The 19,330-nt window shown below is 61.9% G+C and carries 11 protein-coding genes; 1 reads left to right on the top strand and 10 read right to left on the bottom strand.

Annotated features, from left to right (window positions below; genetic code table 11):
• Positions 1-208 precede the first annotated feature (208 nt).
• From PREDE_RS11285 to thrA, 6 genes are all read right to left on the bottom strand, one after another.
• On the bottom strand, positions 209-1,861 hold the full coding sequence (locus tag PREDE_RS11285; RefSeq protein ID WP_015310504.1) for a DUF5123 domain-containing protein: 1,653 nt from the start codon (positions 1,859-1,861) through the stop codon (positions 209-211).
• A gap of 28 nt (positions 1,862-1,889) precedes the next feature.
• The gene (locus PREDE_RS11290; RefSeq protein ID WP_005847635.1) at positions 1,890-3,890 is read right to left on the bottom strand and encodes a RagB/SusD family nutrient uptake outer membrane protein; all 2,001 of its coding nucleotides are present in this window, start codon (positions 3,888-3,890) and stop codon (positions 1,890-1,892) included.
• A gap of 18 nt (positions 3,891-3,908) precedes the next feature.
• Complete coding sequence (locus PREDE_RS11295) at positions 3,909-7,151, bottom strand: SusC/RagA family TonB-linked outer membrane protein (protein WP_005847633.1); 3,243 nt, start codon at positions 7,149-7,151, stop codon at positions 3,909-3,911.
• Positions 7,152-7,901: 750 nt separating this feature from the next.
• Positions 7,902-9,227: a threonine synthase gene (thrC, locus tag PREDE_RS11300; protein WP_005847631.1), complete on the bottom strand. Its 1,326-nt coding sequence runs from the start codon at positions 9,225-9,227 to the stop codon at positions 7,902-7,904.
• Positions 9,228-9,230: 3 nt separating this feature from the next.
• Positions 9,231-10,508 (bottom strand): cofactor-independent phosphoglycerate mutase, encoded by a 1,278-nt coding sequence (locus PREDE_RS11305; protein ID WP_005847629.1) that lies wholly within the window; start codon positions 10,506-10,508, stop codon positions 9,231-9,233.
• A gap of 34 nt (positions 10,509-10,542) precedes the next feature.
• Entirely contained in the window at positions 10,543-12,978 is a 2,436-nt protein-coding gene (gene thrA / locus PREDE_RS11310) for a bifunctional aspartate kinase/homoserine dehydrogenase I (protein WP_015310505.1), read from the bottom strand.
• Between the two features lie 271 nt (positions 12,979-13,249).
• On the opposite strand from thrA, the gene PREDE_RS11315 reads away from it, so the two are divergent.
• Positions 13,250-14,893 (top strand): NAD(P)/FAD-dependent oxidoreductase, encoded by a 1,644-nt coding sequence (locus PREDE_RS11315; RefSeq protein WP_015310506.1) that lies wholly within the window; start codon positions 13,250-13,252, stop codon positions 14,891-14,893.
• 35 nt (positions 14,894-14,928) lie between these two features.
• Here the strand turns inward: PREDE_RS11315 and trmD are convergent, their stop codons facing one another.
• From trmD to PREDE_RS11335, 4 genes are all read right to left on the bottom strand, one after another.
• The gene (trmD, locus tag PREDE_RS11320) at positions 14,929-15,603 is read right to left on the bottom strand and encodes a tRNA (guanosine(37)-N1)-methyltransferase TrmD (protein WP_005847623.1); all 675 of its coding nucleotides are present in this window, start codon (positions 15,601-15,603) and stop codon (positions 14,929-14,931) included.
• Positions 15,604-15,610: 7 nt separating this feature from the next.
• Positions 15,611-16,354, bottom strand: coding sequence for a nucleoside-specific channel-forming Tsx family protein (locus PREDE_RS11325; protein WP_005847621.1), 744 nt, complete (start codon positions 16,352-16,354; stop codon positions 15,611-15,613).
• Between the two features lie 119 nt (positions 16,355-16,473).
• Positions 16,474-18,474, bottom strand: coding sequence for an NAD-dependent DNA ligase LigA (gene ligA, locus PREDE_RS11330; protein WP_005847620.1), 2,001 nt, complete (start codon positions 18,472-18,474; stop codon positions 16,474-16,476).
• A gap of 160 nt (positions 18,475-18,634) precedes the next feature.
• Positions 18,635-19,033 (bottom strand): (deoxy)nucleoside triphosphate pyrophosphohydrolase, encoded by a 399-nt coding sequence (locus PREDE_RS11335; RefSeq protein ID WP_005847618.1) that lies wholly within the window; start codon positions 19,031-19,033, stop codon positions 18,635-18,637.
• Positions 19,034-19,330: the final 297 nt, after the last annotated feature.

Here is a 19,330-nt window from a genome sequence, read left to right on the forward strand (position 1 = left end):
CGATGGCGGTGTAATCGCGCGGCGGCGACGGCGCAATCGCATCGCGAAAACGGCGCAGACGCCCTGCGATGACGGCGCAGACGCATGGCGACAACGGCGCGAAGAATTTGACGGAAAGGCCCCACCGCATGGCGGTGGGGCCTTTTGTATGTGCCCGCGCCCGCCCTGCGGTGGGCGGACGGACGGAGAAAGACGGGTGGACGGCCGGTTAATCAATCGTGTCCCACCTGCTGTCGCCCGCGCCGAGGCGGGTGTATGCGGGCTTCAGGGTGAAGTTACCGGCGGCCGGGTCGGCAAACACGTCGCCGGCTGCAGCGTCGAGCGCCGTGGCCCCGTCTATCTTCTTGAAGAAGTCGGAGGTGGTGTAGGTGTTGGTCACGACGGGTGCATGCAGACAGCGCAGGTTCTTGTTGGTCACGTCGTCGGGCGTTTTTGCAAACAGCGAATTGCTGATGGTGATGCTGTTTGCGCCGAAAGTCTTGTCGCCGAAGTCGATGAGGAAGTTGCCGTTGCCTATGCAGTTGTACATCGTCAGACGGTCTATGGCGATGGATTCCATGTTGGTTTTCTTGCTGAATATGAGCATTTTGCCGCCCGTGGCAATGTTGTAGAGCGTGCAGTTGGCCATGCGTATGCGGTTCACCTTGCCCTTGCCGCTGCCCGCGTCCACGTGGATGAAGGAGTATCCGCTGCACATGTCGTGGAAGATGCTGTTGTTCAGGCTGAGCGTGTTCACGGAGATGCCGCTCGTTCCCTGGAGCCGGAAGAAGGCCGTGGCGAAGTCGCTCACTTCGCAATTGTCCACGCCGAACTCGTCTACGGTGGCTGTTTTCGACTGGTTGACGAAGTAGCCCGCGCCGTCGTCGGTGATGTTCAGGTGCTGGAAGCGCACGTAAGCGTGGCTGCCCTCAAGGTTGAGCGCCTTCTGCAGCTTGAGCGTGGGGGCGTCGCCAGCCAGTCCGAAGAAGGTGACGGCCATGCCGTCGGGGATGGTCAGCGAGGTCTTGCCCTCCTCGGCGTTGCTGCCATAGAGGGCCAGTTGCTGGCCGGCGGCGATGCCGATGGTGACGCTGTAGTTGGTGTTGCTGCCCGCTTTCTGCTGCGCCGTGGCCGCAATCTGGTCGAGCATGTCCTGTGTAAGCTCCTTGGTGCCGGCCGGCAGGTAGTACTTGTAGCTGGCCGCCGGCATGGCTGCAGTGGTGGTCAGGGTCAGTGTGCCGCGCTTGGCGGTGCCGTTCATCAGGTTCACGGTGTAGGTGGTGGTGGGTTGCAGTCCGGTGATGGTGTAGTCGCCGGCGGCTATTGGGTCGGCTCCGAGCTCGATGCTCTTCACCGTTTCGCCGCCCTTGAGCACCACGAGGTGGGTCACCTGCTGGCCCGCCCGCCAGCTCACGTGGGCCGTGCTCTCGTCCACGTCGGCCGGGGTGAGGTCGCGGAAGAGCTGTTCCGACTTGGTGACGAAGTAGCGATGGCCGCGGCTGTTCTTGTAGTACACCCAGCGCGAAGCCGCCTTGCCCTGGGCGATGGAGCGCATGCGCAGGTAGTATTTGGTCTCGCCCGTGAGGTTGCGCAGGGTGTCGGGCGTGCCGCGTAGCGTGTCGACGATGGAGCCCGGGGCCACCTCGTCGGCATAAAGAGAGTCTGTGCTCAGCTCCACCTGGTAGCCCTCGGCCCCCTTGATCTCGGTGAAGGCCACACCAACTTTGGTGTCATGGATGTCGAGCGAGATGTCGGTGGTGCCGAAAAGACGGTTCAGCGTGTTGTCCACGTTCCAGTCGTTGCCGTCGGTGCACGACGCGAGGGAGAGCGCTCCCAGCGTCGCCACGGCGGCCGTGCAGATGCTATGCTTGATACTTTTCATGATGATGCGTTGATGAAGTGCGTGATGTTTAGTCCCCGTAGCCATAGGAATTGTGCAGGTGGCCGTTGGAAGTGGAGATGGTTGTCGAGGCGATGGGCACGAGGTAACGGTTCTTCACCGTCACGTCGGGCGTGTCGCCGACGGCGAGTGCCGAGCCCACGAGGCCGCTGGAAATGGATGGCAGGTTGGTGTAGACGTTCTTGTCGGTCTTGTCTGCCGTCTTGGCCGCGCCGAAAGAGCTGGCGCTTCCCGTGTAGTCGGCCGCCGTCTTGCCCTCGGGCAGCCCGTACCAGGTGCTGCTGCTCTCGTCTATGTCGGTCTTCGTGGCGTCGGTATAGTTGAAGTAAACCGTCTTCTGGTAGCGGCCGCTGTTGTCTGGATCGGCCTCGGCGGCCGCCACGTCGGCCAGGTACTGAGCCTTCATCTCGAGTGTCTTTTGCGTGAGGAGGTTCCACCGAATCAGGTCGAACTTGCGCACTCCCTCGCCTGCAAGTTCCCAGGCGTTCTCGTCGACGATGGCCCTGAAGAAGGCTTCCTTGCCGGCAGGAAGCGTGGCGGTGTAGGCCTGTGCCTGTGCCTTGTGCTGGCTGTCAAAGGCGCGCTCGTGCACTTGGCCCAGCGCTTCGCGGGCGGTGAGCCCGGCGTCGCCCGTGTAGTGGCCGTCGGGGCCGGCCAGTTCGTTCATCACTTCGGCATACATCAGCAGCACTTGGGCGTAGCGCATCTTCACGCAGTTGATGCCCGTGAGGTGCTTCTGCGACACCTGTTTGTTCTGCGAGAGCCAGGCTTCGCCCTCCATCCGTGGGTCCCACTTGCCCACATAGATGCCGAAAGGCGTGTTGCCCAGCATCTGGCAAACGGTTGCCTTGTTGCCGCTGGCGTCCTTGTCCTCCTTGTATTGTATGTTGGAGCAGGTCACGTCGCGGCGTGTGTCGTTCTTGTCGAACGAGTAGAAGAAGGGCGCCGTGAGCTTCATCTTGCCCGACGAATTGCCGTAGCCGAAGCGCGAGGTCACGCCGTTCATGCGCACGCCGACGGTGTAACCCAGCTCGCTACTCACGTTGAGGCCCATCGGAACCTCGAACAAGTTCTCGCGATAGCTCTGGTCGAGCTTGAGTTGGTTCAGGAGTTCCCACTCGTTTCGGAACGAGGGGTTAAGGGCGTGCACGCCGCTTTTGATGACGGCCGCGAGGTGGGCGAGGGCCCGCTCGTAGAGCGTCTTGCGCATTTCGGCGGCCGGCCGCTGCGTGGGATAGGTGGCGTCGCTGTAGCTTGCCGTCTCGTAACCGTCCTTTCCCTGCTCCCGAATGGCGTAGCCGGCACGGGTAAGGGCGATCTGTGCCAGCAGGGCGTGGGCGTATCCCTTGGTTGCATGCTCGGTGGTGTAGCCGTTCTGGCCGGCCCAGGGCAGGTAGTCGATGGCGCGGTCCAGCTGGTTCATGAGCGAGTCCATGATGACGTCGCGGTCGGTTTTGTCCAGATAGGCGTTGCCCAGGTCGCTTCGCGACGGCTCCATCTTCATGGGAATGTCGCCGAAGAAGCGAATCATGTCCAGGTAAAGCATGGCTCGCAGCGTGAGGGCCTCGCCCTCATAGCGGCGCATGACGGCCCGCTCGCTGCTGCCGGCAGCGAGGAGACGGCTGCCCTCGATGCCCTCGATGGTGGTGTTGCAGTCCTCGATCACACCGTAGGCCTTGTCCCACAGCGACGAGATTCTGCTCCAGCCCGGCGAGGCGTTGTAGTTCATGTTGCCGCGTTCGCTGCCTGTATTGGCTGCGTCGCTGCCGAGGCCGTCCACCAATTCTATGTCGCTGTTCAGGCCCCAAACGATGTTCATGTACTGCGAATAGGTCTGGTCCTGGGTCAGTCCGCCGTAGATTTTGTTGACGCGCAGGCTGGTATAGTATGCCGAATTGTAGGTGTTTTCGGCGTTTTGCTCGGATGGCGAGTTCTGGTCGAGGAAGTCGGAGCACGACGTTGTCCCGGCCAGGGCGGCTGCAATGGTGCAAACTGTGATTATCTTTTTCATGGGAATGCTGTCTGATGATTAGAAAGTGATGTTCACGCCACCCACGAACGTGCGGCTCTTGGGGTAGGCGGCATAGTCGATGCCGGGGCACATGGCGTTCCTTTTGCTGCTTGTATCCACCTCGGGATCGTAGCCGCTGTAGCTGGTGAAGCAGTAGAGGTTGTGGGCCGTGAAGTAGAGACGGATGCTGCTGATGAAGATAATCTTCATCCATTTGGCGGGCAACGTGTAGCCTACGGTCAGTGTATTGAGGCGCAGGAACGAGGCGTCTTCCACGGCGTAGTCGTTGATGTACATGTTGCTCACGGCTGCCGGGTTGTAGATGGCCGCGCCGGCGTTGAGCTCGTACAGGCGCGTGGCAATGGCGTCGCCGCTTCCATAGTGGGCCAGAATGTCGGCCGAGGGACGCGCCAGGTTCATGCCCGTGGCGGGATCAATCCATGTATAGCGGTTGCCGAGCCTGAAATCGTCCACGAGATTGTAGCCCCTGGCCGAGCCGGCATAGAACGCATTGACCAGTTTGGTGCCGTTGACGATCTTGTTGCCCACCGAATAGTCGAGGAAGATGGAGAAGTCGAGATTGTGCCAATTGCCGTTGAGGCCGAAGCCGCCGGTGACCGGAGCAATGGTGTTGCCCAGCTTCTGCTTGACGGGGTCGCCGTTCCCGTCGACCTGATATTTCAGTCCTCCGGGATAGTACTGGCCGCCGGTGAGCGTGTTGCTGTTGTCCTTGACGCCGTCGCGCAGCTTCCATGTGGTGCCGTTGAGCACCAGTTCGCCGTTCGGATTGCGCACAGGGTCGTAGGCAGTAAAGAAGCCATTGGTGCGGTAGCCCCAGACTTCGCCCAGCCGTCCGCCCTCGGTCACGTAGAAATCTTCGTATTTTGCAATGTTGCTTCCGGCGAAATTGCTGCTCTGCCAGGGCGAATTGTAGTTCAGTTTGTCGATGTTGCTCTTGTTCCAAGCCACGTTCAACGTGGCGTTGAGCGCGAAGTTTTTGTGCTCGACGATGGCGGCATTGAGGGCGAGTTCCACGCCCTTGTTGGAGGTTTGGCCGATGTTTTGGTACTGGAAATTGTAGCCCGTGTTGGCCGGAATCTCCGTTCGCATGAGCAGGTCCTTGGTGGTGTTCCAGTAGAAATCCAGCGTACCGTTGATGCGTCCGTCGAAGAATCCGTAGTCGATGCCGAAGTTGCGGGTGATGGTGGTCTCCCATTTCAGGTCGGGATTGGACAGGTAGGTGCCGCGTTCGAGCTGTGCGCCGCGCTCCTCATTGAAGTAAGGGGCCTTGCCGTCGTTGCCTGCCATGCTGTAGACGGGGTAGAGCTGGCCGGCCGGGATGCGGTTGTTGCCGGCGGTTCCGAAGCTCAGCCGCGCCTTGAGATTGGACAAAACCTTGCTGCCTTTGAGGAACGCTTCGTCGCTGATGCGCCAAGCGAGGGCCAGCGACGGGAAGACGCCCCAGCGGTGGTTCTTGCCGAATTTGGAGGAGCCGTCGGCGCGCAGGGCCAGCGTGGCGAGGTATTTCTCGTTGAGCGTGTAGTTCACACGCCCGAAGTAGGAGAGCATATTGTCGTCGGCGGCAATGGTGGTCACCACGGGAAGCGGCGTTCCCGCGCCCGTGTTGGCCTTGACTTCGCCGATGGTCATGGTCGAGGGGAAGGCCACAACAGTGTTTTCCCGCGCGGTGTGCCGGGTGGAACTCCACTCCTGTCCGACGAGCAGCGTGAGGCGGTCGCGGCCGTCGAAGAGCTTCCTGTTGTCGTAGGTGGCGGTGTTGGCATTGCGCCACGACTTGTATTCCTGGTGCACATAGTCGAGCTGCGGCTGGCCGTTGAAGGCGAATTTGGAGCTTTGCACGGCATCGGCGGCCCACACATAGTTGTCGTCTTCGTATCTCCAGCCGTAGCCAAACTCCGAGCGGAACGTGATGTTCTTCCAGGGCTTCCAGTTCAGTCCGGCGTTATAGTCCTGACGGAAACGCCGCTGTATGCGGTCGGTGGCCTTGATGCGGAGCAGCGGATCCTTGAGCGAAGAGGAGTTGGTCGACTCGTCGTCGTCGTTGGAGGCCAGCGGATCGACGGGGCGGAAACGGATGCTGTTGGCCACGATGGAGTTGGCGGCGTTGCTCTGGTTGGTCTCCGCGCCGCCGCTCAGACCGTTGATTTTGGCATTGGCCAGCCGGGCGTTGAAGTCGAGCGACAGCCATTTGCTCAGGTTGGCGTTGATTTTTGCGTTGATGTTGTCCTTGCGGTATCCGGAGTTGAGCATGATGCTGTTCTCGCCGTTGTGGGCGTAGCTCACGTTGTATTTCAGGTCCTTGGTGCCCCCGCTCACGTTGGCGTTGTACTGCCGCTGCGTTCCCGTGCGGCCGAAGAGCTCGTCCTGCCAGTTGCTGCCGGCGTTGCTCTTCCAGATGTCGAGGTCTTCGTAGTTGCCGTAGTCGGTGGAACCGAGCTCGTGCTGATAGGCCACATAGTCGTAAGGACTCATGACTTTGACCTCCTTGGAGAGCTTCTTCCAGCCCAGCGAAGCGTTGAAGCTGACCTGCGTCTTGCCCTCCTTGCCGCTCTTGGTGGTGATGATGATGACACCGTTGGCGCCCCGTGCGCCGTAGATGGCGGTGGAGGAGGCGTCCTTCAGCACGTCGATGCTCTCGATTTCGGACGGTGCAATGTCGCCGATGCCGCTCACGGGGAAGCCGTCGACAATGTAGAGCGGCGAGTTGTCCTGCGAGAGCGAGCCGCCGCCGCGCACGCGGATCTTCACGTCGGCGTCGGGCGAACCCTCGGTGGTGGTGATGCTCACGCCGGCCAGCTTGCCGGTCATGGCCTCGCCCACATTGGCCACCGGCACGCCGGCAATGTCCTTGGCCGAGATGGACGACACCGAGCCGGTGAGGTCTTTCTTCTTCACCGTGCCGTAGCCGATGACCACCACGTCGTTCAAACTGGTGGCCTCGTCCTCGAGGGTGACGCTGACCGAGGTCTTGCCGTCCACGTTGACCAGCTGCGTCTTCATGCCCACGTAGGACACGCTGAGCCTCCGGCTCTTGCCTTTGAGCGTGATGGTGAAGTTGCCGTCCAGGTCGGTCACGGTGCCGTTGGCCCGTGCGCTGTCTTCCTGGATGGTGGCTCCGAGCACGGGCTCGCCCGTGTTGTCCTTCACCGTACCTTTGATTGTCTGCGCCGACAGGCTTCCTGCCACCAACAGCAGCAGGCCGACGAGCGCCATTCTGATAGAGTTCAAATTACCAGACATACATTAGTTTTTAATTATAAATCACAGAAAAGTCTCAAACCACTTGGCTATTGGGAAGAAAGCGGGCTGCCAAATGAGTGGGGCGACGGATTGGGCGGCCTGTCTTCTTCGATGACACGCAACGCCTTGCATCGTCCGAATAACCTGTTGCAAAGGTAATGGTATATCGGGAAAAAAAAGAATTTTCGCCGAATTGTTTTTGTCAGGGTGCCTGTTTGGACGGTTTCCATGGCTCCATACACCACCGGGATTTGTGCGTTTGACAGGAAAGGGCGGAAAGGACGGGGGCGTGGATGTTGGGACAGAAGCCGCGGATGGCGCGTGGGCTGCGGGGTGGGGATTTGGACATAACAACATATTGGACATGTGGCTGCGCGGTGCTTTTTCTCACAGATTCCACAGATTTCACGGATGCTGCGCGGTGGAGGGCGGACGATGACGGCGCAAACGCGCGGCGATTGCGCCGTGAAGGCGATGCGATTGCGGTGGAATGGCGATGCGATTGCGGCGTTATGACAACGTGACAACGCCGTGACGGCCGGGCATGCAACGGGGGATGGGTGGATTGGTCAAACGGAACGGGCGTAGGAACCGGCCTTTGCGCCGGCCCCTACGCCCGTTCAAGTCATATCGCATGTTTGTTCAAATGATACCATTTGCCCGTTTCATCGAAACCACATGGCCGATGGAACAATGCCGGATATGTGTTTCATCAAAATGGAACGGCCGATGGAACGATGCCGTTTTCTCCTACTGCTGCATCAGATACTCCTTGAAGGCGGCGAAGCTGGCGGGCAGGGGCACGCTGTGGCGGGTGCCGCGCATGAAGGCTTGGAGGCGTTCGGGGATGGCGATGTCGGTGCCGAGGATGCGGTCTACCTGCTCCTTGAACTTGGCCGGATGGGCTGTTTCGAGGAACACGCCCAGCTCGTCGGGCTGCAGCTGCTCGCGCAAGGCCTGGTAGCCGCAGGCTCCGTGGGGGTCGAGCACGTAGCCGGTGCGCTCGTGGCACTGGCGCATGGTCTGGCGGATGCGGTCGTCGGTGTAGGTGGCCCCGCTGATGTCGGCCCTGATGGCCGGCCAGCTGGAGCCGTAAAGGTCGAGTATGCGGGCGAAGTTGCTCGGGTCGCCCACGTCCATGGCGTTGGCCAGCGTCTGCTTGCTGGGCTGCGGACGGTACTGGCCCGACTGCAGATAGTTGTAGAAGACGTCGTTGGCGTTGTTGGCAGCGATGAACCGCTTCACGGGCAGTCCCATGCGCACGCCGAAGAGGCCGGCCGTGATGTTGCCGAAATTGCCGCTCGGCACGCACACCACGAGGTTGCTGCGGCCGCCCTCGCGACGCAGCCGGCCGTCGCGAAGAAGCTGGGCGTAGGCGTTGAAATAGTAGAACGCCTGGGGCAGGAAACGGGCCACGTTGATGGAATTGGCCGAGGTGAGCTTCATGTGGGCGTTGAGTTCGGGGTCCATGAAGGCGCTCTTCACCAGGGCCTGGCAGTCGTCGAACACGCCGTCCACCTCGAGGGCGGTGATGTTGCGGCCCAGCGTGGTGAACTGACTTTCCTGGATGCGGCTCACCTTGCCCTTGGGATAGAGCACGTAGACGTGGATGCCGTCGACGCCGAGAAAGCCGTTGGCCACGGCCGATCCGGTGTCGCCCGAGGTGGCCACGAGCACGTTCACGGGACGGCCGTCGGCTGCATCGCGGTGGATGAAGTGTTGTAGCAGCCGTGCCATAAAGCGGGCGCCCACGTCCTTGAAGGCCAGCGTGGGGCCGTGGAAGAGTTCGAGGCTGAAGATGTTGCCGTCGACGGGGGCCACGGGCGTGTCGAATGTCAGCGTGTCGGCCACGATGTGGCGCAGCGAGGCCTCGTCCACGTCTTCGCCGAAGAAAGCGCGGCTCACCTCGAAAGCCATGTCGGGGAACGACATGGAGGCGATGCGGTCGAAGAACGAGGCCGGCAGCCGCTCGATGCGCTCGGGCATGTAGAGGCCCCGGTCGGGGGCGAGGCCGCGCTCCACGGCCTCGCGCAGCGTGGCCTCGGGGGCCTGGTGGTTGGTGGAATAGTATTTCATGCGTCAGTGTATTTGCATCAGGGTTTTCATGAATTGTTCGAGGTGGAGCAGACCGTAGGCCCCGGAGGCACACGCCACTTCGTCGTATTGCTGCACGGCGTCGGGCTCGATGCCCGGGTGCCAGACGAGGAAGGGCACGGGTTCGGCCACGTGGGTGCGCAGCTCCACCGGCGTGGGGTGGTCGGGCAGCACGGCGATGCACACCGGCTCGGCCCAGTGCTTCACCTCGTTGTAGACGGGCTCCACGATGCGACGGTCCAGATATTCGATGGTGCGCAGCTTGAGTTCGAGGTCGCCGTCGTGGCCGGCCTCGTCGCTGGCTTCGAGGTGCAGGTAGACGAAGTCCTGCCGGCGCAGGGCATCGATGGCGGCCGCAGCCTTGCCTTCGTAGTTGGTGTCGGCCAGTCCGGTGGCTCCCGGCACCTTCACCACGTCGAGTCCGGCGTAGCGTCCGATGCCCCGAATGAGGTCGACGGCCGAGATGACCGAGCCCGTCCTGACCTGCGGATAGAGCTGCATCAGCGTCTGCATGCTGGGCCTGTAGCCTCCGCCCCAGGGCCAGATGCTGTTGGCGGGCCGATCGCCGCGGGCCGTGCGGTCGCGGTTGTAGGGGTGGTCGGCCAGGATTTGCTGGGAGTCGATGATGAGCTGGTTGAGCAATTCGGCCGTCTCCCGGCCCGTGAGGCGGTGCTCTCCCGTGGGCCGTCCGTCGTGGCCGAGCACGTCCTCGCGCCTGTCTTCCCAGCCCGGCTCGCTCTGTACCAGCAGGGGCCGCCAGGGTTCGCCGGGGTGGTCGTGGGGCGGTGCGCACACCACGTGCTTGCTGGCACGCTTCACCACGAGCAGGTGCCGGTACTGTATGCCGGTGATGAAGCGCACGCTGTCGTTGCCCAGACGCTCGTCAAGGTAGCGCATGAGCTCGTCGCCGTGCTCGGTGGAGAGGTTGCCGCCGTTGTGGGTGAGGATTCGATCGTCGTGCAGCGTGATGACATTGCAGCGGAAAGCCGTGTCCTCGGGCTGCATGTCGTAGCCTATGCTGGCCGCCTCCAACGGTCCGCGGCCCTCGTAGACGCGGTTCAGGTCGTAGCCCAGGATAGCCGTATTGGCCACCTCGGAGCCCGGGTGGAAGCCTTGGGGGATGGTCATCAGCCGGCCCGTGCGGCCTCGGCGGGCCAGCAGGTCCATGTAGGGGGTGTCGGCGTGCTGCAGCAGGGTGCGGCCGCCCAGCCGTCCGACGGCATGGTCGGCCATGCCGTCGCCCAGAATAATGATGTGTTTCATGGGGATTTGCGCTTGTGGGGTGAATGTGATGGGGTCAGATATTGGCAATGCTCATGATATTGGCAAACACGCCTGCGGCCGTGACGCTGGCCCCTGCGCCGTAGCCTTGGATGAGCATGGGGTATTCCTTGTACCGCTCTGTGGTGAGCATCACGATGTTGTTGCTGCCCTCGAGTCCGTAGAAAGGGTGGCTGCGGTTCACGGCCTGTAGGGCCACGCTGGTCTTTCCGCCCTCCATCGTGGCCACGAACCGCCACCGCTTGCCCTCGGCTTCGAGCTGCCGTCGCCGCTGCTCGAAGCTGTCGTCGAGTTCGGGCAGCCGCCTCCAGAAGTCGTCGGCGCTGCCTTGGAAGAAGTCGTCGGGCACGAAGAGGCGCCGCTCCACGTCGGCCTGCTCCACCCGGTAGCCGGCCTCGCGCGTCAGGATGACCAGCTTGCGGATGACGTCGGTGCCGCTCAGGTCGATGCGGGGGTCGGGCTCGGCGTAGCCCTGCTGCCTGGCGCGGCGCACGGTTTCGGAGAAAGGCACGTCGGCTGCAAGCTCGTTGAAGATGAAGTTGAGCGTGCCGCTGAGCACGGCTTCTATCTTGAGGATGCGGTCGCCGGAGTTGCGCAGGTCGTTGATGGTGCCGATGATGGGCAGCCCCGCGCCCACGTTGGTCTCGAAAAGAAACTTCACACCGCGGCGCAGCGCCGTCTCCTTGAGTTGCGCGTAGTCCTCGTAGCGCGAGCTGGCAGCTATCTTGTTGGCCGCCACCACGCTGATATTGTGGGTGAGCAAGGTCTGGTAGAGGGCCGAAATGTCCTTGGAGGCCGTGCAGTCCACGAACACCGAGTTGAAGATGTTCATGCCGAGGATGGCGTTGCGCAGCTTCTCGGGAGTGCAGGGCTCCGAGTTTTTCAGCTGTTCGCGGTAGTTGTCGAGGTCGATTCCGTCGCGCGAGAAGACGGCGTTGCGCGAGGTGGCGATGCCCACCACGTTGAGCTTGAGGCGCGAGTGCTCCTTGAGCTCGTCGTATTGGGCGCGTATCTGCTCGATGAGCTTCCCGCCCACGGTGCCCACGCCGCAGATGAAGAGGTTGAGAACATTGTATTCCGAGAGGAAGAAGGAGTCGTGGAGCACGTTGAGTGCCTTGCGCAAATACTGCGAATCAATGACGAATGAGATGTTGGTCTCCGAGGCGCCCTGGGCGCAGGCAATGACCGAGATGCCGCTGCGGCCCAGTGTTCCGAAGAGCTTGCCCGCAATGCCGGGCGTGTGCTTCATGTTTTCGCCCACGATGGCAATGGTGGCCAGGTGGCTCTCGGCGTGCATGGGGAACATGGAACCGTCCTCGATCTCGGCCCCGAACTCGCGGTTGAGCACATCGACGGCGGCCTGGGCGTCCTCGTCGCGCACGCCGATGGAGGTGGAATTTTCCGACGAAGCCTGCGACACGAGGAACACACTGATGCCGTTTTCGGCCAGGGCGGTGAAGATACGGCGGTTCACACCGATGACGCCCACCATCGAAAGGCCCGACACGGTGATGAGCGTGGTGCCCTTGATGCTGGATATTCCCTTGATGGCCTTGCGGTCGTTCTCTATCTTGTCCTTGATGATGGTGCCGGGGCTCTCGGGATTAAACGTATTCTTCACCCGTATGGGGATGCTCTTGATACACACGGGGTAGATCGTTGGAGGGTAGATTACCTTGGCGCCGAAGTTGCAGAGCTCCATCGCCTCGACGTAGCTTAGCTCGTCAATGGTGTAGGCCGAGCGGATGACTTTGGGGTCGGCGGTCATGAATCCGTCCACATCGGTCCATATTTCCAGCGAGTCGGCGTCGAGCGCGGCGGCGATGATGGCGGCTGTGTAGTCCGATCCACCTCGGCCCAGATTGGTGATTTCGCCCGTGGTGCGGTCGGTCGAGATGAAGCCCGGAACGAGCGACACGCGGGGCATGTCGTCGAAAGCGTCGCGCACGAGCTTGTTGGTGAGGTCGCTGTCGAGGGCGTTCCTGCCGTTCACCACCTCGGTTTTGATGAACTCGCGCGCGTCCATCCAGCGCGAACCGCGGACGAGTGTCGACACGATGATCGAGCTCAGGCGCTCGCCGTAGCTCACGATGGCGTCCTGAGTCTTCTTGCTCAGGTCGCGGATGAGGTACACACCGAAGTATATGGAATGGAGTTGCTCGAAGAGAGCGTCCACTTGATTGAACAGCGTTTCGCGGCTGGCGGGGTCGGTAATGATGGTGTCTATCATCTTGTGGTGGCGGTCCACCATCTCCTCGTAGGCGCTCTTCCAGCCCTCGTTGCCCGTCAGAGCCAGTTGTGAAGTGGAGATAAGCTGGTCGGTGATGCCGCCCAAGGCGCTCACGACAACGACAATCGGCTGTCGGCGGGCCTCATTTTCCACGATGCGTTTCAGACTCAGAATGCTCTTTACGGAACCTACTGATGTTCCGCCAAACTTTAATACTTTCATTGTGAATGACGTTTTAATCATGTCATGCCGCCCCCGGAACAAACGGGGCTACGGCAAAACTTGGCTGCAAAAATACTAAGAATTATCCTCCCGACCAACGTTTTCGGTAACAATTTACCGTTTAACGTGGAGGGAAAATTGGAATTTGATACCTGTTTGGCGTGTTTAGCGTGTGGGCAGAATGGGCTTTTCGTATGAAGAATTATACTTTTTGGCAGGTCTGTCTTTGATAAATTGCGTAATTTTGCACCGTTTTTAAGATTTGCATGACATGATACAGGAATACCAGATACGGGTTTTGCCGCAGGTGGCGGGCAGCTCGGAGCGCATTGCCGGGCACATTGCCCGGGAGAAAGGACTGGATGCACGGAGCATCAATCAGGTGCGCGTGCTCAGGCGCAGCATCGACGCGCGCCAGCGAACCATCTATGTAAACCTCACGGTGAGGGTCTACATCAACGAGTTTCCGCAGGACGAGGCCTACACGCCCACGGCTTATCCCAACGTGGAGGGCCGGCCGCAGGTGGTCGTGGTGGGCGCGGGGCCGGGCGGTCTCTTCGCTGCCCTGCGCCTCATCGAGCTGGGACTGCGCCCCGTGGTGCTGGAGCGCGGCAAGGATGTACGCGAGCGAAAGAAGGACTTGGCCCTCATCACGCGCACCCAACAGGTGGACCCCGAGAGCAATTACTGCTTCGGCGAGGGTGGGGCGGGCGCCTACAGCGACGGCAAACTCTATACGCGCAGCAAGAAACGGGGCAACACAGAGAAGATCCTCAACGTGTTCTGCCAGCACGGGGCCTCGACCAACATCCTGGCCGACGCCCATCCACACATCGGCACCGACAAGCTGCCGCGCGTCATTGAGAACATGCGGATGCAGATTTTGCAGAGTGGCGGCGAGGTGCACTTCCAGACAAAGATGACCCGGCTGCTGCTCGACGGCGACACGGTAGTGGGCGCCGAGGCCGTGAATCTGGCCACGGGGGCCGGCGAGACCTACCGCGGGCCGGTGATTCTGGCCACCGGCCACAGCGCGCGCGACGTGTACCGCTATCTGGATGCCGCCCGCATTGAGATAGAGCCCAAGGGTATTGCCGTGGGTGTGAGGCTGGAACATCCCTCCGAACTCATCGACCGCATACAGTATCACAACCGCGAAGGCCGTGGCCAATACCTGCCGACGGCCGAGTATGCCTATGTGGCGCAGGTGGCGGGACGGGGCGTTTACTCGTTCTGCATGTGTCCGGGCGGCTTTGTCATCCCCGCCGCCACGGGGCCGGAACAGATTGTTGTGAACGGCATGTCGCCGGCCAACCGCGGCACGCAGTGGTCGAACAGCGGCATGGTGGTCGAGATTCGTCCCGAGGACATGGCCGACCCTACGCTCTTTGCGCCCGATGCGGCCCAGCCCGGAACGGAGGACGAGAGTCGTGCGGACGGGCCGGACAACCTCCGTGTGATGCGATTCCAGGAGCGACTGGAGCGTGACTGCTGGCAGCAGGGCAACCGAAGGCAGACTGCTCCGGCGCAGCGCATGGCCGATTTTGTGAACGGCCACCTCAGTTTCGACCTGCCGAAGAGCAGCTATGCGCCGGGGCTCATCAGCAGTCCGCTGCACTTCTGGATGCCCAAGTTCATCACCTCGCGTCTGCAGGAGGGGTTCAAGGCCTTCGGCAAGCGCAGCCACGGCTTCCTCACCAACGAGGCCACGCTCATCAGCGTCGAGACGCGCACGTCGAGTCCGGTGCGCATTCTGCGCGACCACACGACGCTGCAGCACGTCCGTCTGCGCGGTCTCTTCCCCTGCGGAGAGGGTGCGGGCTATGCCGGCGGCATCGTCTCGGCCGGCGTGGACGGCGAGCGGTGTGCCGAAATGGCGGTCGAATATGCAAGCAACGGGCAGTCTTCCCAGTAAAAACAAGAAAGCTTTCGCCACGTGGCGAAAGCTTTTTATTTGAGCAAGTCGGGGCGCAGACGGCGCGTGCGCTCCATGGCTTGGTCCATTTCCCACTGTTTCACCTTGGCCTCGTTGCCGCTAAGCAGGATGTCGGGCACTTTCCAACCCTTGTATTCAGCCGGTCGGGTGTAGATGGGAGCGGCCAGCAGATTGTCTTGAAAACAGTCGGAGAGGGCGCTCTGGTCGTCGCTGATGACGCCCGGCACCAGCCTCACCACGGCGTCGGCAATGGCTGCAGCGGCCAGCTCGCCGCCGGTAAGCACGAAGTCGCCCATGCTGATCTCGCGTGTAATGAGGTGGTCGCGCACGCGCTGGTCTATGCCTTTGTAGTGGCCGCAAAGGATGATGAGGTTCTGTTGCAGGCTCATGCCGTTGGCGATGCGCTGGTCGAACCTCTCTCCGTCGGGCGTCACATAGATCACATCGTCGTATTCGCGTTCGGCTTTCAGGGCCGAGATGCAGCGGTCTATGGGTTCAATCTGCATCACCATGCCGGCAAATCCACCGTAGGGATAGTCGTCCACGCGGCGCCATTTGTCGTTGGTGTAGTCGCGCAGGTTGTGCAGCCGGATCTCTGCCAGCCCTTTTTTCTGGGCGCGTGCCAGGATAGACTCGTGTACAAATCCGTCGAGCATCTCGGGCAGCACCGTGATGATGTCTATTCTCATGGGCGGCTTAGTCGAATGTCCACTTGGCGGCGATGGTGGGAATGGCGTAGAACCGGTTGTTCTTGCCATTCTCATTCCACACGAAGTTGTTGCTCAACTCCACCTCGGTGCCGAGGCTCAGGTTCACCTTGTCCCAGCCTTTGATGGTGTTTAGATTGAACCAAAACTGCGGTTCGCTCACCACAATCCACTTGCCTTTCACGTTGGGATCGTACCAAGCATCGCAGAAACCGCTGAAGGTGCACAGGTTGCGGGCGAAGTTCAGGCCCCACACCTCGGTGAGTTGGAACGAGCTGAAGGGGTGCGCGCCATAGTGGCGGTTCTTGAAATAATACTTGTACAGGGCCTGAATGCTGAACGTTCGGCTGAAGTCTGCGCTGTGCCAGTTCCACGCGCCGCCGGCCAGCGCGGCGTGTTGGAAGCGTGTGGCGTTCCAGGTGGACTCGTCGCTGCTCAGCCCGCCGTTGTATTCCACGTGGGCTGCCCACTGTTTGTTCTTCGTGACGCTGAACTCGCGGGCTATCTCCCAGTAGGCGCCGGCCACGCCGTCGCGCTGGTAATCGAGGTCGGTAAATAGGTAGGTGCTGCCCCAACGGTCGGGTTTGAACATCTCTACAGTGGTTGTCATACTGGGCCTGGTGGTCAGGTCGTTGTAGAGCGAGTGGCCCAAGTCGTAGTGCAGCTGCACGTTTTGCGCAGCCAGGGCGGCAGTGCAGGCCACGAAAGCGGCCGTAGCAAGGATACGTTTCATCTTCTGTTAAATTTTGTGCAAATGTAAGGGAAAATCCCGTAACTGCCAAATGTTTTCCCCGTTTATTGCCCGCGGCGCATGCACGGCGGGCTATCGGAGCGGCGGCGGGCCGTTCCGCGTCAGTCGGCGAAGCGGCTCACGAACTCGTCTTCCGAGATAACGGCGATGCCCAGCTGCCGTGCTTTCTGGTTCTTTCCGCTGGCCGAGGCCGTGTCATTATTAATAAGGTAGGACGTAGCCTTGCTTACCGAGCCCGTCACCTTTCCCCCCTGGCTCTCGATGTAGGCCTTGAGCTCGTTGCGGTTCTTGTAGTGGTGCACGTCGCCGGTCACCACAAACGTGAGCCCCCGGCAGCGGTCGCCGGCGGTGGTGACGGCCGTCTGGCTGACGCTGACCTCCTTGAGCAGCCGCTCTACCATAGCCAGGTTGGCCGGTTGACTGAACCATCCCACCAGTGAGGCCGACTTCTCGGGCCCAATGCCCGGGATGAGGGCCAGCCGTTCCTGTCCCGTGGGGCCGAAGAGCGTGGCCCCGTCGCGGTCGCGCCCCGAGGCGATGTCGATGAGGTCGGCCAGCGGATAGGCGGCGAGCAGCCGTGCGCACACGTCCTGCCCAACCATCGGGATGGTGAGTGCATAGAGCAGCCGCCGGGCCTCCACGGTGCGCGCCTTCTCGATGGAGCGCATGAGGTTGGCGGCAGACTTCTCTCCGAAGCCCTCGAGCGCGGCTATCTCGTGGATGTGTGCGGGCAACTTGAAGATGTCGGCATACTCGCACACCCAGCCCAAATTGATGAATTTGGCGAGCGTCTGCTCGGAAATGCCATCCACGTTGACGCCCTCCTTGGAGACGAAGCGGGCGAATTTCCTGAGCTGTTTGGCCGGGCAGGCCGCATTGGTGCAGTGCAGCGTCTTGGTGCCGCTGGCCGGGCTCACCGTCACCTCGGTGGGCTTGCCGCACACGGGGCACGCCTCCGGGACAACGAGGCTGCCCACCCGCGCGCTCACACTTACCACCTTGGGGATGATCTTGTTGGCCTTGATCACCTCGATCCGCGTGCCCCGTCCGCCGATGCCCAGCCGCTCGCACTCGCTGATGTTGCACAGCGAGGCGCGCTTCACGGTGGTTCCTTCCAGCTCCACGGGGGTGAAGACGGCCACGGGCGATATGGTCGAGGCCGCACAACTCCACTCCACCCGTTCGAGTTCGGTGGCCGCGCGCTCGTCCTGCCACTTGAAGGCGAGGCCCGCCCTCGTGGCATGATGGCCCGTGACGGAGCCTGTACGGGCATAGTCCGTGTCGTCGTAGACCATCACCAAGCCGTCCACGGGGTAGGGATTCCGGCGGTGGGTCACGCGTTCGGTCCAGCGGTCGATGGCCGTCTGCACGTTTTCCGGCGTGGGATGGTCTATGCGTTCGTGCTCCACGCAGCCCATGCCGTTGTCGCGCAGATAGTCCATGCGCGCGCCCCAGGAGTGGAGCTCGTCGTCGGTGTGCACCAAGGTGAAGGGAATCCAGCGGATGTGCCGCTGCGCCACCTCGGCCGGGTCTTTCAGCGTGAGCGAGCCCGAGGCCAGGTTGCGGGGGTTGGCATACTCCTCCTCGCTCTCCATGTTGAACTGCTCGAAGTCGTCGTAGGCGATGACGGCCTCGCCCCGCACCACCACGTGCCCCCGGTCCTTGATGGTCGGCGGTATGCCCGCGATGGCCCGTGCCAGGTGTGTAATGTTGGTGCCGGTGTGTCCGTTGCCGCGCGTCACCACCTTGGCGAGCCGGCCGCCGTCGTAGGTCACCACGAGCGTCAGCCCGTCGAGCTTCCACGAGAGCCACACGGGCCGCCCCTCGGCCCACTTTGCCAGGTCTTCCGTGCGCTTGGTCTTGGCCAGCGAGAGGGCGGCAAACTCGTGAGCTTCTTTCTGTCCGGCGATGCTGTCTTCCGACACCCGGTGGGTGGGCGAGCCGGGCATCACGGTGCCCGTCTCCTGTTCCAGCCGTCGCAGCTCGTCGAACTTCGCGTCCCATTCATAGTCGGTCATGCGCTCCCCACGCCCGTTGTAGTAGGCCTCCGAGGCCTCGTTGAGCTGCCGTATCAGCTCCTGCATCTGTTGGGTCTTGTCCATGCGTGTCTTGTCTTTCCCTGCAAAGTTAGCAAAAAAGGCGGGAAAGGACCGCGGGCGCGCCGCAATATTTTCGGAGTGCCCCTACGCTTGCGGCCCATGGCGCCGCCGGTTCATGCGGGTACATGCGGCCAAAACCGTGCGCAACCCGGCCCCTTGCCCCTCACGGCAGCAGGGCCAGCACCTGGCGGTCGGCCGCGGTCCAGTTGAGGCCCTCGGCTTCCTCGCGCGTGAGCCAGCGGGCGTCGAGGTGTTCCAGCAGCGTGAAGGGGCCGTCGCCCGGCTTGCACAGGTAGGGCCAGAGGCGTATGGTGAAGTCGGGGTAGGCGTGGACCACGCAACCCAGCGGCCGTCCCACGTAGACGTCCCAGTCCATTTCTTCGCGGATTTCGCGCAGCAGGGCCTCGTGCCGGCTCTCTCCCGCCTTCACCTTGCCCCCGGGAAACTCCCAGTGCTCGGAGTTGTAGGCGCGGTGCGAACGGCGGCGTTGCACGCAGAGGTAGCGGTCGTCGTCTCTGACAACGGCCGCCACCACGTCGATGATGTCCTCTTGGGTGCTCATGTTTCGGTTGTTTTAGGGTGTGGTTTTGTTGTTGATTCATGCAAAGATACGCAAAAAATCAGATACCGCCCCCGCCTTTTTCCCATTATTTTCAGGCTGGCGTGCCGCCCCTCCGCCATGTAGGGGCACAGCCTTTGTGTGTCTGCCGGGGATGTATGGGGCGGTGGCGGCGGGCATGGGGCGGCGCAATCGCCGCGCGAACACGCCGCAAACGCGTTGCGAAAACGGTGCAAACGCCGCGCGAAAAGGCCGTAATCGCACGGCCGTTGCGGCGCAATCGCCCCACGGTGCGGGCGT

This window comes from Prevotella dentalis DSM 3688, from assembly GCF_000242335.1.
Classification (GTDB): Bacteria; Bacteroidota; Bacteroidia; order Bacteroidales; family Bacteroidaceae; genus Prevotella; species Prevotella seregens.

Bases quoted from the DNA above. Each gene is read 5' to 3' on its own strand.
- PREDE_RS11290 (WP_005847635.1), bottom strand. From the start codon at position 3,890: ATGAAAAAGATAATCACAGTTTGCACCATTGCAGCCGCCCTGGCCGGG.
- thrA (WP_015310505.1), bottom strand. From the start codon at position 12,978: ATGAAAGTATTAAAGTTTGGCGGAACATCAGTAGGTTCCGTAAAGAGC.
- PREDE_RS11325 (WP_005847621.1), bottom strand. From the start codon at position 16,354: ATGAAACGTATCCTTGCTACGGCCGCTTTCGTGGCCTGCACTGCCGCC.
- trmD (WP_005847623.1), bottom strand. From the start codon at position 15,603: ATGAGAATAGACATCATCACGGTGCTGCCCGAGATGCTCGACGGATTT.
- PREDE_RS11285 (WP_015310504.1), bottom strand. From the start codon at position 1,861: ATGAAAAGTATCAAGCATAGCATCTGCACGGCCGCCGTGGCGACGCTG.
- thrC (WP_005847631.1), bottom strand. From the start codon at position 9,227: ATGAAATACTATTCCACCAACCACCAGGCCCCCGAGGCCACGCTGCGC.
- PREDE_RS11335 (WP_005847618.1), bottom strand. From the start codon at position 19,033: ATGAGCACCCAAGAGGACATCATCGACGTGGTGGCGGCCGTTGTCAGA.
- PREDE_RS11295 (WP_005847633.1), bottom strand. From the start codon at position 7,151: ATGTCTGGTAATTTGAACTCTATCAGAATGGCGCTCGTCGGCCTGCTG.
- PREDE_RS11305 (WP_005847629.1), bottom strand. From the start codon at position 10,508: ATGAAACACATCATTATTCTGGGCGACGGCATGGCCGACCATGCCGTC.
- ligA (WP_005847620.1), bottom strand. From the start codon at position 18,474: ATGGACAAGACCCAACAGATGCAGGAGCTGATACGGCAGCTCAACGAG.
- PREDE_RS11315 (WP_015310506.1), top strand. From the start codon at position 13,250: ATGATACAGGAATACCAGATACGGGTTTTGCCGCAGGTGGCGGGCAGC.